The following is a 14,379-nucleotide window of genomic DNA, read 5'->3' as shown; positions in this document are numbered from 1 at the left end:
TACTATCAATATTCATATAAAAATAGCGCAATAAGTCTCAAATAAATTTATTGAAGTGTCACAACCCAGTTACCACCTTTATCTTCAATTTCATATTCATAGTAAAAGTTGTTACACACCACCGTAAACCCTCTAGATACCATCATTTCTCTAATTGCTGAAATTGAGTCGCATTTATATCCCGTGAGTTGAATCATACGCACCATTTGTGGGATTACTTCTGGGTGATCTTCAACTCCTTTTGGTAGGTTAACGTCAGATTCAAGTAGTGGGTGAGTGATGGATTGTTTCTTCGTTGTTTTTGTTGCTTCACTAGCATAGTAGGTAGGAACTTCTATATTGAAGTCCTTGCCGTTCAGTTTAGCTACATTAAACTTTCGGCGGTGTTCAATCGTTGCGGTTTCTTCATCCTTCCATTTACCTTGTTTAGCATTTTCTAAAGTTGACCAGATAACAGAAGTTCCATTGTTAAAGAAATGGCAAGCATAATCACTTTTAGTTCCTTCCGTATTAATGCTTACAATGGAAAACCTAACGTCTTCATTTTTTGTAGTTGTTAAGAGAAGGGGATTTTTGTCTGTAACTTCGCCTATGTAGCTCTTGCAAATATCATCTTTGACTCTGGTGGATAGCTGACCTGTATCGTCAGTTACTTGTTGCTTGTTTTGGCTAAAAATGATTACCACTACCAATGCAATTAAACCCCAAATCAACAACGGTTTACCTTTAGATGCTTGTTTTGCATTACTTTCTGGTTCTTTCTGAACGGTCTGCTCGTTTTTAGGTGTGTCGGAGGTTCGAGATTCTACACTGCTTTGTATGGGCGCACCTTCTTGTTGAGGTGGTGAAACGTTAACTTCCGTTGGGCAACCACAGTTTATACATGCGCTTGCCTTATCGCTGTATTCCTTTCCACACTCTGTACACGTTATCAATGCCATCAACACATCCTAGATCATGCTCATCTAGTTACATATTTTAGTGCCTTAACCTTAAAGTAAGATTGCACTAGTTCAAAAAGTGTAGAAATTGCACTTATGGAAAAATTTCACAGAACTGTGTATTTATACAGTATTGGTATATTCTAGCATTTTGAGCAAGTGAGGATGTCAATATGAAGCTTACAGAGAACCATTTTACCAGACCGTTAAAATCTGCATTGCTCGTAGAGTACCGTTGTGAATGTGGTGAAGGTTTTTATCGTGTATCTCAAGACCACCCGATAACGAGACACAATCAGATCCCACACCTTTGTTCCAGCTGTAATCAATTAGTCTATTTTGCTGCGCCTTATCCCTTTGTAAGAATCAACAATGAACATGACTTTGTACACTGGCAAACGTTGAGAGGTGCAAACTTGAAAGGTAAATAAGGCGGCCACGTTGCCGCCTGTAGTTCTACATGAATTCATAGCTTAAGCAATTGATACTCTCGGCTAATGATGGAACGTGTTCAACACCTCTATCTATATATCGTTGCTTCGTCCCTTGGTGGCTGTGCCCCATTAACCATTCAATGTGAAGCTCTGAAACACCACCAGAAGCCAAACCAGAAGCAAAGTTATGTCTAAAGCTGTAAAAGCTTAGTGGTAAGCCTTTGCTATCTTCTTTAGACATACTGAGAGATTGCATCAAACGATTAAAACGTTGTGTGATGCTTTGAGAGGTGTATATTTCACCACCTGCTTTAATATAATCGACCACACCGAATTCTTTTAACTTAGAGTGAATAGGTATGTAACGTTCAGCATTGACGGTTTTAGTTCCTCTTACATGTATGTAATCAACACCTTGCTCAGTCTTAATATCTTCTGGTTGAATGTTAGAGATTTCACTATTCCTCATCCCACTATACATTTGAAGAAGGATCGCTACTTTGAAACCATCTAAATCATTAGTCGTTGCAAAGGTTTGAAAGTCATTCAACTGAGCTTTTGTAAATGAACCACGTTCACCACCTCCAACAAAGTCATTAAAGCGCATATCTTTCACTGGATTGTTATCTATCACAGCCAAACGCCAAAAGTGGTCAAAAAACAAATTAACAGCCGTTTTAATCCTACCTAGTGTTTTACCTACACGTTCACCTTCTGGAACATCACCTTGTTCTGCTGCTTCTATGCGCTCCTCAAGGGTCATCGACTTCCAAGGGTTGTGTTTGGTTAAAGGGAACTGACTATACAACCTGAAAGCTCTATCAATCTCCTTACCGTTGATGTCGCCGATTGGTTTATCCTTCCACAAGTGCAGAATTAAACCTGATAGATAGTTAATCTTTTCATCTGAGGCTTTCTTACTAACAGGTTTGTTTTTATTAATGTACAAGTTGCTCGATTTATCATGAATATATTGATCTAAGGCTTCTTTGAAAGTCGGTGTGGTTGGGGAATCTACTAACTCAGTTTGTGACGCTGTACCAATCTCAAAACTTTGTTTTAAAGCAGCTAGGTTGTTGTGAGCCGTAACTAGGTCATCATTGGCTAGAGCGTTAGCAATCGATTTTTTATATGTGTCGAGTAGTCCTAACTCTTGGGTAGGCTGTTCATAATGTTCTTCTAAACCACAATCGTTTTCATCTGCTTGAGGTAAATTCGAAGGACGGCGAAGCTTATCAACCTGTGATTCTCTAAAAGTAGGCACATGTTTGTAATGCTGGCTTAGATCTTCGCTTGCCATTCCTTCTGCATCTTCTACCTGCATATTGTGTAAGGTCGCGCCTATAGTCTGCTTGTAGTGAGCTTTGATAGCTGCCTTACCTTGTAAAGAACGAGGGTATAGCACGGCTGTTGCTGCTTCTATGGCTGTATCAATCTGATCATCAACTATCGCTTTTAACAACTCTACAGACATTTTCCCAATTCTCCTTGTTTCGATTAATACATTTTCTACCATCTCTTGAGCAATCGGTAGTATATCGGTTTTAAGTGACTTCCTAAAAATTTTCCCTTCGCAACGGATAGAAATATAAAAAAATCTTCCTCTTTTTATTAGGTAATTTGAACCATTCGTGTATGACAAGACGTATGACATGTGTATATCATCCAGATAATCATGCTAACCTACCGGAAAGCACGTGTTTTACTTATCTGAGAACCCCGAATTGTGGATAGCTTTACCGCTTGCAACATTTGTTACGTTGGCACTTGTAGTGATGAGTTTGTTGAAAAGATTGTTAACGCCAGTAAACACTTAATCGCAGCGAGTGTTATCAAGTTTGGAACACTCCATGACACTTTTATTTTAGTTATCCACAAAAACAGTGGATAACTTTTGGGATAACTAAATTGGGTAAAAAGTGGGGTGTTTCTGCAGGCTTTGCGCCATGGGTCTTACAGTGAAATTCTTATTCACATAGACACAAAAAAGTGTCTTCTTAACCATGTAGTCAAGTACTTTTTCGCAAATTTTTTCTACTTTAATGCACTTTACAGGCGCTGTTGGATATTTCGCAAACCCATGAACTTTTTGTGATTTTAATCAAGTCCAAACACGAGTAGAATCCACCGTTAGTAAAGAATTTTCCTTATAAAATTTTTAGTGAAGCAATGAAGTCTGAGTTTCCAAGTTATAAAGATAAGCATATCGCTGTTGTTGGTGGCGGTGTAGCAGGTGCAACAGCAGCAATTCATTTTGCGGAGCTAGGTTTTAAAGTTTCCGTAATAGAGAAGGGCGTATCACTAGTAAATGGTCCACCCATTTGTCATTTGCATGCTGGTGGTAATTTATATCGAGAGATTTCCGAGCAACAATGCTTAGACTTGTTAGCACAATCTATTGATACTGTTCGCCTGTATCCGCTTTCACTGAATATTCGTCCGACAATCATCGCGGTTCCTCATTCCGATGGTGGAGACCCATCCACACTAATTCCGCGATTAGAGGTTGTGAAAAGTGCTTATCAGACGCTCGTTGATAAAGATCAGAGTAATAAAGTGCTCGGCGAACCAAGCGAATACTACAAACTGTATTCAAAAGCGGAGCTAGAAGCTCTCGCGCAACGTACTCAACCAAGTCATCCTACAAACTTCGATGAGTGGTGTATTCCTTTTGCTCAACATGCTGATCTTGAAGCGCTAAAGTATCCTGTTGTCGCAGTTCAAGAATATGGTTGGAGTGTTTTTCGCCTCGCTGCAATTGCCAACTTAACACTAGATACGCTTCCTAATGCTTCAGTCTTCACACAAGCAACGTTCAAGCAAGCCGATTGGATGGGGGAACACTGGCAACTTGGCTATGAACGTGAAGGTATCGATTACCTTATGACATGCGACTACTTGGTTAACGCGTGTGGCTTTGAAACAGGCTCAATTGACAACACAGTTGGTGCCAAGCGAGACAGGTTGGTGGAGTTTAAAGCCGCTTACGTTACGAGGTGGGCAGACTGTCAACAACAATGGCCAGAAGTTATTTTTCATGGCCCGCGTGGAACCGATAAAGGAATGGCTCAATTGACGCCTTATGGCGATGGTTACTTTCAACTTCATGGTATGACAAAAGGAATCACGCTGTTTGAAGATGGTTTAGTGGAGAGCACGAACTCATCTGCTCAACCTGAACTGCCTATGCCTTTACTCTCGAAGATCCGTAACGGCTGGAGAGAAGAAGTGTTAGAAGAGCGAACGAACAACGCCATCAAACACATGGCACAGTTCATTCCCGACTATCACTCTGCTGTAAAAGGAGGAAAAGCATTATTTGGCGCTCAGCAAATTCCCGGCACAGATCCAGTACTCAGAGCGGCAGATGTGACTTTTGAAGATAACCACTACGCGAGAATAGAGGTGGTAAAAGCGTCATCGACACTACTCGCAGCGCAAAAAATGCTTCAATTCTGGTTTGACATCGATCCTAACCAAAATGTGGAAACACAGCATCCGGTCGCTGTAAAGTGGTCTGAACAAGAGGTCGAGCAGTACGCGATTAAACTCACTCAAGAGCGAGGCTATCCACAAGCTTTAGCAGTGCGTTATGGTATGCCTGCATAATCGGCTGTGTTTGGGCTCAGTGGTTGTATTAATACCCAAAAAACTGAGCCCATTGGCACCATACTTCTTGCAAGCCTAGTCTATCTCCTTTCACAAAATTGACTTTTTGTCCGGGTTTCGCCTGTGCCAGTCTAGGTAAGTCAATACGAGCTACGCAGCCAAATTTAGGATACCCGCCAATAGTCTGGTGATCGTTGAGCAGCACAATAGGGTTACCATCGCTAGGTACTTGAATTGAACCTAATGCAATTCCCTCTGATAGGACGCCTTCGTAAGGTGGACGAATGTTATTGCCCTCAAGACGGTAGCCCATGCGATTCGAATTGGGGGAGATGATGAATGCTTTGTTATAAAATGCTTGGCGAGCCTCTTCATCAAAGTCCTCGTTCTGATAGCCTTCAATCACTCTCAACTTAATAGGTAAGTTGTAATCTGGCTTAAAACGAAACGTCATTTGCCTTGGTTTACGTTTCGGTAAGTTATGAGGGACAAAGGGAAGAATATCGCCAGCTTTCAAAGCGCCACCATTTGAATCATAACCACCTAGAGATTCTCTCGAGACGGTCGATGCGCTTCCTAAGTGCTGAGCAACATTGAATCCACCTTTAACCGCTAGGTAGGAGCGAAGTCCATTTCTTGCGACTCCGAACTGAAGCTTCTGTCCTTTTTTCAACGTAAAGTCGGACCAATTTGAAATAGGTTCACCATCTATTTTTGCATTTAAATCACCGCCACATATAGCAAGGTGGCAGTTATGCAAGGCAATAAAACAAGCGTTACCCAAAGTAATTTCAATCGCAACGCAATTGACTACGTTACCAAGCAAATGGTTGGCCCAGCTGTAAGCATAGTCGTCGACCGGCCCGCCTTGAGTCACACCGACATGCGCTAAGCCAAAACGACCAAAGTCTTGAACTAAAGAGAGCGGTCCTGGCTTTTCCACCAGTAATCCACCGTAACTCATAGTACGCCTCCTAAATCGATAAACTCTTGTTTTGAAATAGCATTAAAGGTGACCTTGTCACCCACTTCAAACGGTATAAAAGGAGGAGAGTCGGAGAAGAGCGCAAGCGGGCTTTTACCAATAATGTTCCATCCGCCAGGGCTATCTGATGGATAGACGGCCGTTTTAGAGTCTGCGATTCCGACACTTCCGGCCGGCACGTGAGTTCTTGGTGTGGCAAGCCTTGCCATGTGCAATTGAGTATCAACGTCAGAGAGAAATGCAAAGCCTGGAGCAAAGCCAATTGCAGAAACCGCGTACTCGGTTTTCGTATGCAAGGTAATAAGATCGTCTAATGACAGACCTCGCTTTTGAAAACGAGATAGATCTAACGCGGTTTCTTCAGAGTAATATACAGGGATAGTAATGTGATTCGGCTGGGAAAGCTTAAGTGATTGAGTATCAAACTGGCTCACGATTTGTTGCAGCTCATTGACTAAGTTCTTTTCGTTGATTCGAAAAGGTAAGTAATCAATGAGAATAGTTTGATAGGAGGGGACAACGTTCATAATAATTGAAGCGAAAGTTTCTCTTATGCTGTGAGCAAGCTCTCCGACTGCATTTTCAGAAATACTCTCATCAAACTTAATGAAAATACTGCACTCGGAGATCAAAGAGATATTAAATTTCTCTTTATGCATTAATTTCCTCCAGCGTATAGGCTTTGGCGGATCTTTTGGATCAGCGCGATCGACTCTTCATTGTCACCATGAACACAAATTGTGTCGGCTTCCAATAATATGTAACCGCCTGAAGCGGTTTTGACACGCCCAGAGTCAGCTAAGGTCCGGACTTGCTCAAGTATCGCGTGCTCGCTTTTTAACACAGCATTGGGCTGTGTTCTAGGAGTCAGTAAGCCGTCATCTTGGTACAAACGATCTGCAAATGCTTCAAATAGCAAGGGAACATCATAATCGTCTGCGATTTCTAAGTATTTTTCGTTTTCCTGTGAAGCTAGGATCATTAACGGTACTTTGAACAGTGCTGCCGCCTTTACTACCGCTCTAAATATCGCATCACTTTTCATCATGTCGTTGTATAAAGCGCCATGAGGCTTTATGTAACTGATGTCTGTGTATTGCGCCCGGCATAATGCTTGTAAAGCACCAACCTGATATATAACCATGTTCGTAATTTCATCACCCGTCATGCTTATGCTTCGTCTGCCAAAGCCTTGTAGGTCGGCGTAACCTGGGTGTGCGCCAATATCAACATCGTTGTCATTCGCTAGGGTGATGGTGTCGTGCATGACATTAGGGTCGGAGGCATGAAAACCACACGCGATGTTCGCCATATCAACATGGGGCATCACGTCTTCATCTGAGCCCATACTCCAAGAGCCAAAGCTCTCGCCCATATCACAGTTCAATGTAAGTTGCTGTTTATTCAATGTCATACGTTTTATTTCTACACAAGCAATGGGTTTACGATGCAGGAAAATGCATCTAGGTTCAGTGACTCACTTCATTCTTCTATCATGAAAACGAAGCTTTTTGAGCAGATAGCTGACAAAAAAGATCACGTTAGTCCATAAAGATGTTGCCGTTATTTGAGTTGATCCGAATTTTAAGGTATTTCGTTTCTTTTCCATCCAATTTTTGAGAATTTAAGGTTATTTTGCATTAGCATCGTGTTAATCTTGTCGCCCTTCATGGGTGATAGATTGCATAATGGTTCTTCTGTCATTTTTGTAGTTGTCTGCGACAGGAATATATATGTCATTACGAGCGAAGCTTATTTGGCCTCTTCTGGTCTTTTTAACGGCTATCTTTGTTATCTCAAAAGGTTACACCTCGTATACTGTATACCAATCGTCTAAGCATGAACTGGTCGAGCAGACAAGAAAGTTGATTAACAACGTTTCTTTCTCAATTAAAGATGCGCTGACGACAAAGGACAAGCAAAAAGCTCAAACTATTCTCGCCAACTTTTTAAACCAGCCAAATGTAACGCGGGTCAAACTTTATGACCAAGATGACCAACCATTCGCTGTTATGGAGATAAGTGGGGCACTGGCACCCGTTCCAAGTCAAACCGAAAGAAGTAGGTTGCACGCTCTAGGCTATGCCTTATCAACCAAATTTCTTTATGTTCTAGAGCCGATTATCCATGATGGCTATGTCATTGGTAGCATGAGAGTTACGCTTTCTCATCGCCCAATTGTAGAAGCCATACAATCTTTACTTCAAGATGGCGCTTTACTTCTTCTGTTTCTGATCGCTGGTGGCACTGTTTTTTACATAAGTATCGAGAGGCTTGTTCTCAAGCCCGTTATGGAGCTTAGCCGCTTAATAGAGAATGTGACACACGGACGAAGCACGGAAAATCAAGCACGCTATTACGCCAACGATGAAATTGGAGAGCTCGCGAGATCTTTCAATCAAATGATGAATAGGTTAACAGTACGTGAGAAGCAGCGGCAACATTCGCTAGACACACTAGAACAAAAGCGCGCATTTTCAGAAGAGGTTATCGAATCTATTCAGCATGCATTAGTTATTACAGACAATTCCGGACGTGTTATTCATTGTAATACGGCGACCCAGCAAATATTTCAAAAAAAATTAGATGAACTTAAATACGCCAATATTCGTGATCTAATTAAAACCAAAACACCGAATGAGCTGAGTCAGATCCTGAGTCGAGGCCTAGAGTGCGATGATATTCACCTCAAAAATGCAGATAACGAACAGCAGTTGAGCCTAACCAGTCGTCGCCTCTCGACACATGAATACTTACTGTTTTCGATTCAAGATATCACCGAAATTGAAGAAGCCATAAACCGGCAACGTGTTGCGGGACGTGTTTTTGAAAGCAGCCAAGATGGTCTCATTGTTCTTAATCATCGCGGTGTCATTACGATGGTAAACCCTGCCGTCACTAAGTTAGTCGGCTTAGAGGTGGATCAGCTTATTGGGAAGTCATTCATCCAAACGCTAAAGTGGCGCAAGTTACAGGAAATGATGCCTAGTATCATCGAGTCGATAGAAAATTATGGCGTTTGGCAAGGTGAAGTTATCGAGAAGAACCATATTGGTCAGTTTGTACCGATGTTTGCTCGAGTCAATCGTATCGTTAAGTGTGAAGACTATGGTTTCTATGATCTGGTTATTGTTCTTACCGACCTTTCCGGCGCAAAAGAGATGGAACGATTAGAGCATTTAGCTCATCACGATGCTTTAACGGGGTTAGCCAATCGATCTAAGTTCCATTTAGAGTTGGAACAACTAGTACAACGCTCTGGATACTTGCGTGACGAATTTGCAGTTTTGTACCTCGATCTGGATGGATTTAAAGAAGTTAACGATACCTACGGTCATGATGCAGGTGATGAAGTTTTGAAAAAAGTTTCCGAACGTCTAACATCTGCGACGAGACATAGTGATTTAATCGCAAGACTTTCTGGTGATGAATTTGTCATGTTGGTTAATCCCGCCAATCAAAAAGTGGTCACCCGAATAGCAGAACAGTTGCTCGAGAGCATATGTGCTCCAATTGAGTACAAAGGTCACTTACTCAAAGTTGGCGTTAGTATCGGCGTAAAATTAGTCGGTGTAAATGAGCGCGATGCTACTCGAGTTTTAAAAAGTGCGGATACGGCAATGTATCAAGCAAAGAAAGCCGGGAAAGGCCAAGCAATATTAATGGGATGCGAATTACAAGAGACAGTTTAAATCGTAACGTCAAAGCTTTAAACTAACTCAATTCGCGTCAGAAGGAATAATAAAATGAAAGTACTCGTTACGGGTGGTATGGGCTATATCGGTAGTCATACGTGTATTCAAATGATCGAAGCTGGCATGACGCCAGTGATTCTAGACAACCTGTACAACAGTAAATCTACGGTATTAGATCGAATTGAAAAGGTATGTGGTGTAAAGCCAACCTTCATTAAAGCCGATATCAGAGATAAATTGGCGATGGTAGAAGCACTAAAGTCGCACAATATTGAAGCTGTTATCCATTTTGCAGGTTTAAAGGCCGTCGGTGAGTCTGTAGCAAAACCTTTAGAGTATTACGACAACAACGTTAATGGCACTTTAGTATTGGTTGATGCAATGCGTGAAGCCGGAGTTAAATCGTTGGTATTTAGTTCATCAGCGACTGTATACGGTGATCCTGCTTCTGTACCCATCACAGAGGACTTTCCAACTAGCGCAACTAACCCATATGGGCGCAGCAAATTAATGGTAGAAGAGTGTTTAACCGACTTCCAAAATGCGAACCCTGACTGGAGCATTACACTTCTTCGTTACTTTAACCCGGTAGGTTCACATCCAACAGGCGAGCTAGGTGAAGATCCTCAAGGTATTCCCAACAACTTAATGCCGTTTGTTTCTCAAGTTGCGGTAGGGCGCAGAGAGTTCCTTTCTGTGTTTGGTAGTGATTATCCGACCAAAGATGGCACAGGCGTACGTGATTATATTCATGTAATGGACTTATCCGATGGTCACGTTGCTGCATTAGAAAAAGTAGGTAGCAAAGCTGGCCTTCATATCTATAACCTCGGTACTGGTAACGGCTACAGTGTACTGGACATGGTGAAAGCATTTGAAGCCGCAAGTGGTAAAGATGTCCCATACCAACTTGTTGAGCGTCGTCCAGGTGATATTGCAGAGTGTTGGGCGGATCCATCAAAAGCGATGAATGAGTTAGGTTGGAAAGCAACTCGCACTCTAGAAGAAATGACTGGCGATACATGGCGCTGGCAGTCTACTAACCCTCAAGGTTATCCAGATGCCTAATCTTTAATTTACATAATAGTAACAAAAAGGCGCATAATTGCGTCTTTTTTGATCCAAATCGGAAAAAATCGTAAATTACTGGTTAAAAGGTAGCAAGTATATATAGAGCTGTTAAACTATGCCCGACTCTTAATTTGGGTTATAAATTTTCTCATAGCTATTGGGGTAGTTCATGGAACTCGGTCTGATCATCACTTTCATCATTGCAGCAGCAGTAATGGTGAAAAAAGAGATGGCAAAACAGTAAACTTTCATTTTTCATACTTTTCTTTACATTTTTGAAATGAAAGCCATAAAAAAAGCCAGCATTACGCTGGCTTTTGTGTTTTTAAGGTTTAGAACTCGTATTTAACACTAATGTTATAATTACGCTCAGCTTGCGTTTTGTCTCGACTTAACTCAGTCTTACCGCGAACATCGTTCCAAAGATGGTATTCTTCATTCGTTAGATTCATAACACCAGCACGAATGGTTATATCTTTCATTGGTTTGTAGTACGCCGTTAAGTCAACGACTGTCGCAGACGGCAAAGCAACTTGGTCTTTGATTCCGCCTTTATCACCATCTGAGTTGATATCACTGTTCGATTTCTTAGCCGTGTAGTTTACTTTTAGGCTTGTCCCCCAAAGTGCATTTGGTGAATCGTAATTTACTGCAGCTACGGCATTCCATGGGTTTACACTGTTCAAAGGATTACCATCACCATCTTCACCTTCTGTGTATGCTGCAACAAAGCGAGTTGTCACGCCTGATGGAAGACCAGCAATGGCATGCCAATCAAGACGGTTAGAGAGCTCAACCCCTTTAATGTTTGCTTCACTAATATTGATATTTGTGAATTCAGTTAAACCACCATTGTTTGATGACGTTTGCTCAATAAAGTCACTGTAATCACTGTAGTAGAACGCTACTTCAGTTGCAGACGCTGCAATGTTATGACGGTAACCAAGTTCATAAGACAAACTCTTTTCAGATCCCAAATTTGGGTTAGGGCGGTTGGTATAGCCATGAGCCGGATTATCGTAGGTGTAGTAAAGCTCGTCGAACGATGGCGCTCGGAACCCTTGGCTCACTTGCGCGAAGATCGTGCCAGGTTGCGATACAGAGTAAGTTGCTCCTAAACGACCAGTTAATGCAGAGTCGCTAAACTTCTCGAATGACTCTTCAGAAGTATTTGAAGGATTAGTAGAGAAGTAATCGTAACGCACACCTGGAGTCAGAATTAGCTTGTCATTAAGAAGCGAAATTTCATCTTGCAAGAATAAACCAAAGCTTTCTTCTTTTGCATCCGGTGTGTAAACGTAAACAGTATCTGGCGTGCCAGGATCGGAATTAAACTCGCGATTGGTATTACTGATGTCACTATGTTTGTACGATATTCCGTAAACAATATAGTGATTTTGAATCTCTTTATCTAACTGAGTTTCGAATTCAAATTTGTCTTCAGTATATTCGTAATCTTTTTTCTGTTGGTTGTCACCACTAGGCGGTACGTAAGGTGGGTAACCAGGGCTGGCTTCGATAAAGCGATTAGAGACGCCGTTTTCTTCTTTACCAATCCATGTAAGCTTGGACGTGATCGTATCCGAGATAGCTGCATCTGCAAACCAAATGTGCTTGAGCCCAATGCGATTTTGCTTGGTTGTGTCTTCAGCGTTGAAGTTTTTGTAACTTTTATGTGCGATCTCTGAGTCAGTCTCGTTGTAAATAACTTCTCCCAAGAACTCCAAGCGATGAGCGTCATTCAATTGAGATTGAAGTTTTACCAATAGATCGTTTTTGTAATAATCTTGGTTGTCCACAGAATAGTTATCGTAAGGCGCCTTAGAGAAATTTTGTAGCTCTGCACCATCACGGCGTGTAAAGGCTATAAGTGCTTCTGTATTACCGAAACGCTTTGCTAAAGCTACATGCTCACTAAAAGAGTTATCTTCCGATGAATAAGAGAGTTTAGCTTGACCACCAAAGTCTTTACCATCTTTGAGGAAATCCTTCGGATCTTTTGTTTCGAATGCGACAACACCGCCAATTGCATCACTACCATGTAGGCTAGAAGCTGCTCCTTTAACAATTTCGACACTCTTTAGCATATCGGGGTCGACAGTAACGGCACTAGAATTGATAAACGAATATGGTCCACCGCTGAATACACCTGGTTGAGATGCACCGTCTACTAAGATTTTAACTCGTTTACCTTCCATCCCGCGAATGTTGATACTTTGGACGCCTTGGCGTTGAGTGCCATTAACAGTAACACCTGGCGTATACTCGAATAGATCATTCAAGTCCTTTACCATGTTTTCTTCGATGTCTTTCTCTGATACAACAGCAACAGAAGCAGCAACAGTGTTTATGGTTTGGTTGGTACGGGTGGCCGACACAACGACTTCTTCAAACTTAGAAGCTTCTTCCGCATAAGCAGTATGGGAAAGGGCAACTAAAATGGAGGCTGACAAAATTGATTTTTTATACATTGGCTTCAATACCTTAGATCCATAATAGGTAACAACACGCGGATATTAATGGATCTAAATGGTAATTACTATCATTACCATTGTCATTTATTGATTTGTATTGAATCTTATTCTTAGGCTATGAGCATTCCTAGTCTTTAGTTATCAATATGTTATATTATTTGTCGTTAGTTCTTGATAAGTTCATCCAAATACAACGAATGTGATGGATATCACATTAAGAGAGGCCATGTGCAGAGTCCAATTACGTTAGAAGCACTCCATATTCTAGATGCTATTGATCGAAGAGGGAGTTTTGCTGCTGCTGCGAATGAGTTAGACAGAGCCCCGTCATCGCTGAGCTATCAAATCCAGAAACTCGAGCAAGACTTAGACATTATTATCTTCGATCGCTCTGGTCACAAAGCCCATTTTACTGAAGCAGGTAAGCTTATTCTTGAAAGAGGAAGAGCCATTTTACAAGCCAGTGAAAAGTTAGTGAACGATGCAACGTTATTGGCGAATGGCTGGGAACTGGATATTACCATTGCCTTCGATGGCATTATTCCTATATCCAACTTTTTCCCGATGGTTGATGCGCTGGCCGAGGTCAGCTCAACTCGAGTCAGGCTGCAAGAGGAGATTCTGGCTGGTAGCTGGGAGTCGTTGAATACGGGGAGAGCTGATTTACTGATTTGCCCATCACTGGATACGCTTCCTCAAGAAGTTAAGTCAGAAAAAATTGGTAAAATGAGTATGTATTGGGTAGCTTCCGCTGATCACTATGTTCACAAGCGTAGTGGTAAGTTTGATGAAGCAGCGCGAGAAAAGTATCGGATTATTGCTATTGCAGATACCGCACGTGAGCAACCAGCGCTCTCAATTAATATCATTCAAAAACAGCCTCGCTTGACCGTCACCAACTTTACGGCAAAAGTAGAAGCGCTCACTGCAGGTTTGGGTATTGGTACATTACCAAGCCAAATTGCACAACCTCTTATTGATAGTGGTGTATTGAAACGAATCGAAGGCACTGAAGAACAGCCGATGGATATTATTTTGGCATGGCGCCGGAACACTATGGGTGAGGCAAAATCCTGGTGTATTCAGTACTTAAAAAAGAATTGGAAACTAAAGTAACAACGTAACTTTTACTTCTTAGATTCCCATTGATTATCGAATGTAAGAAGTAAA

At 41.6% G+C, this 14,379-nt stretch carries 10 protein-coding genes; 4 read left to right on the top strand and 6 right to left on the bottom strand.

Features of this window, described 5'->3' with window-relative positions:
• Window positions 1-47: 47 nt before the first annotated feature.
• Window positions 48-941: a zinc ribbon domain-containing protein gene (locus R7P64_RS04770; RefSeq protein WP_064376832.1), complete on the bottom strand. Its 894-nt coding sequence runs from the start codon at window positions 939-941 to the stop codon at window positions 48-50.
• 456 nt (window positions 942-1,397) lie between these two features.
• A complete protein-coding gene (locus R7P64_RS04765; protein ID WP_081107504.1) occupies window positions 1,398-3,029 on the bottom strand; it encodes a tyrosine-type recombinase/integrase in 1,632 nt (543 codons plus the stop codon).
• A 515-nt stretch (window positions 3,030-3,544) separates the two neighbouring features.
• Between R7P64_RS04765 and R7P64_RS04760 the strand changes: the two genes are divergently transcribed.
• On the top strand, window positions 3,545-4,984 hold the full coding sequence (locus R7P64_RS04760) for an FAD-dependent oxidoreductase (protein WP_138940264.1): 1,440 nt from the start codon (window positions 3,545-3,547) through the stop codon (window positions 4,982-4,984).
• A gap of 28 nt (window positions 4,985-5,012) precedes the next feature.
• Here R7P64_RS04760 and R7P64_RS04755 read toward each other — a convergent pair whose 3' ends face one another.
• From R7P64_RS04755 to R7P64_RS04745, 3 genes are read right to left on the bottom strand one after another with little or no spacing between them, the layout of a single operon-like run.
• Window positions 5,013-5,948, bottom strand: coding sequence for a biotin-dependent carboxyltransferase family protein (locus R7P64_RS04755; RefSeq protein ID WP_170893224.1), 936 nt, complete (start codon window positions 5,946-5,948; stop codon window positions 5,013-5,015).
• Entirely contained in the window at window positions 5,945-6,628 is a 684-nt protein-coding gene (locus R7P64_RS04750; RefSeq protein WP_213972755.1) for a 5-oxoprolinase subunit B family protein, read from the bottom strand. Before R7P64_RS04750 ends, R7P64_RS04755 begins: the two co-directional genes overlap by 4 nt.
• The gene (locus R7P64_RS04745) at window positions 6,628-7,383 is read right to left on the bottom strand and encodes a 5-oxoprolinase subunit PxpA (RefSeq protein ID WP_213972756.1); all 756 of its coding nucleotides are present in this window, start codon (window positions 7,381-7,383) and stop codon (window positions 6,628-6,630) included. The genes R7P64_RS04750 and R7P64_RS04745 overlap by 1 nt, the downstream gene beginning before the upstream one ends.
• A gap of 319 nt (window positions 7,384-7,702) precedes the next feature.
• Between R7P64_RS04745 and R7P64_RS04740 the strand changes: the two genes are divergently transcribed.
• Window positions 7,703-9,661, top strand: a complete 1,959-nt coding sequence (locus R7P64_RS04740) for a diguanylate cyclase domain-containing protein (protein ID WP_222712622.1) — start codon at window positions 7,703-7,705, stop codon at window positions 9,659-9,661.
• Window positions 9,662-9,715: 54 nt separating this feature from the next.
• A complete protein-coding gene (galE, locus tag R7P64_RS04735; protein WP_005376309.1) occupies window positions 9,716-10,732 on the top strand; it encodes a UDP-glucose 4-epimerase GalE in 1,017 nt (338 codons plus the stop codon).
• Between the two features lie 335 nt (window positions 10,733-11,067).
• On the opposite strand, the gene R7P64_RS04730 is transcribed toward galE, so the two are convergent.
• Window positions 11,068-13,206 (bottom strand): TonB-dependent hemoglobin/transferrin/lactoferrin family receptor, encoded by a 2,139-nt coding sequence (locus R7P64_RS04730; RefSeq protein WP_318119270.1) that lies wholly within the window; start codon window positions 13,204-13,206, stop codon window positions 11,068-11,070.
• 231 nt (window positions 13,207-13,437) lie between these two features.
• Here R7P64_RS04730 and R7P64_RS04725 point away from each other — a divergent pair, with 231 nt between their 5' ends.
• Window positions 13,438-14,325, top strand: coding sequence for a LysR family transcriptional regulator (locus tag R7P64_RS04725; RefSeq protein ID WP_017634152.1), 888 nt, complete (start codon window positions 13,438-13,440; stop codon window positions 14,323-14,325).
• Window positions 14,326-14,379: the final 54 nt, after the last annotated feature.

The organism is Vibrio sp. 2304, assembly GCF_033339475.1.
Lineage (GTDB): Bacteria > Pseudomonadota > Gammaproteobacteria > Enterobacterales > Vibrionaceae > Vibrio > Vibrio alginolyticus.
This window is presented reverse-complemented; position numbering and strand designations above follow the sequence as displayed.

What these genes read in the sequence shown, in the direction of transcription:
- R7P64_RS04750 (WP_213972755.1), bottom strand. Translation starts at nt 6,628, where the DNA reads ATGCATAAAGAGAAATTTAATATCTCTTTGATCTCCGAGTGCAGTATT.
- R7P64_RS04760 (WP_138940264.1), top strand. Translation starts at nt 3,545, where the DNA reads ATGAAGTCTGAGTTTCCAAGTTATAAAGATAAGCATATCGCTGTTGTT.
- R7P64_RS04770 (WP_064376832.1), bottom strand. Translation starts at nt 941, where the DNA reads ATGGCATTGATAACGTGTACAGAGTGTGGAAAGGAATACAGCGATAAG.
- R7P64_RS04755 (WP_170893224.1), bottom strand. Translation starts at nt 5,948, where the DNA reads ATGAGTTACGGTGGATTACTGGTGGAAAAGCCAGGACCGCTCTCTTTA.
- R7P64_RS04740 (WP_222712622.1), top strand. Translation starts at nt 7,703, where the DNA reads ATGTCATTACGAGCGAAGCTTATTTGGCCTCTTCTGGTCTTTTTAACG.
- R7P64_RS04745 (WP_213972756.1), bottom strand. Translation starts at nt 7,383, where the DNA reads ATGACATTGAATAAACAGCAACTTACATTGAACTGTGATATGGGCGAG.
- R7P64_RS04765 (WP_081107504.1), bottom strand. Translation starts at nt 3,029, where the DNA reads ATGTCATACGTCTTGTCATACACGAATGGTTCAAATTACCTAATAAAA.
- galE (WP_005376309.1), top strand. Translation starts at nt 9,716, where the DNA reads ATGAAAGTACTCGTTACGGGTGGTATGGGCTATATCGGTAGTCATACG.
- R7P64_RS04730 (WP_318119270.1), bottom strand. Translation starts at nt 13,206, where the DNA reads ATGTATAAAAAATCAATTTTGTCAGCCTCCATTTTAGTTGCCCTTTCC.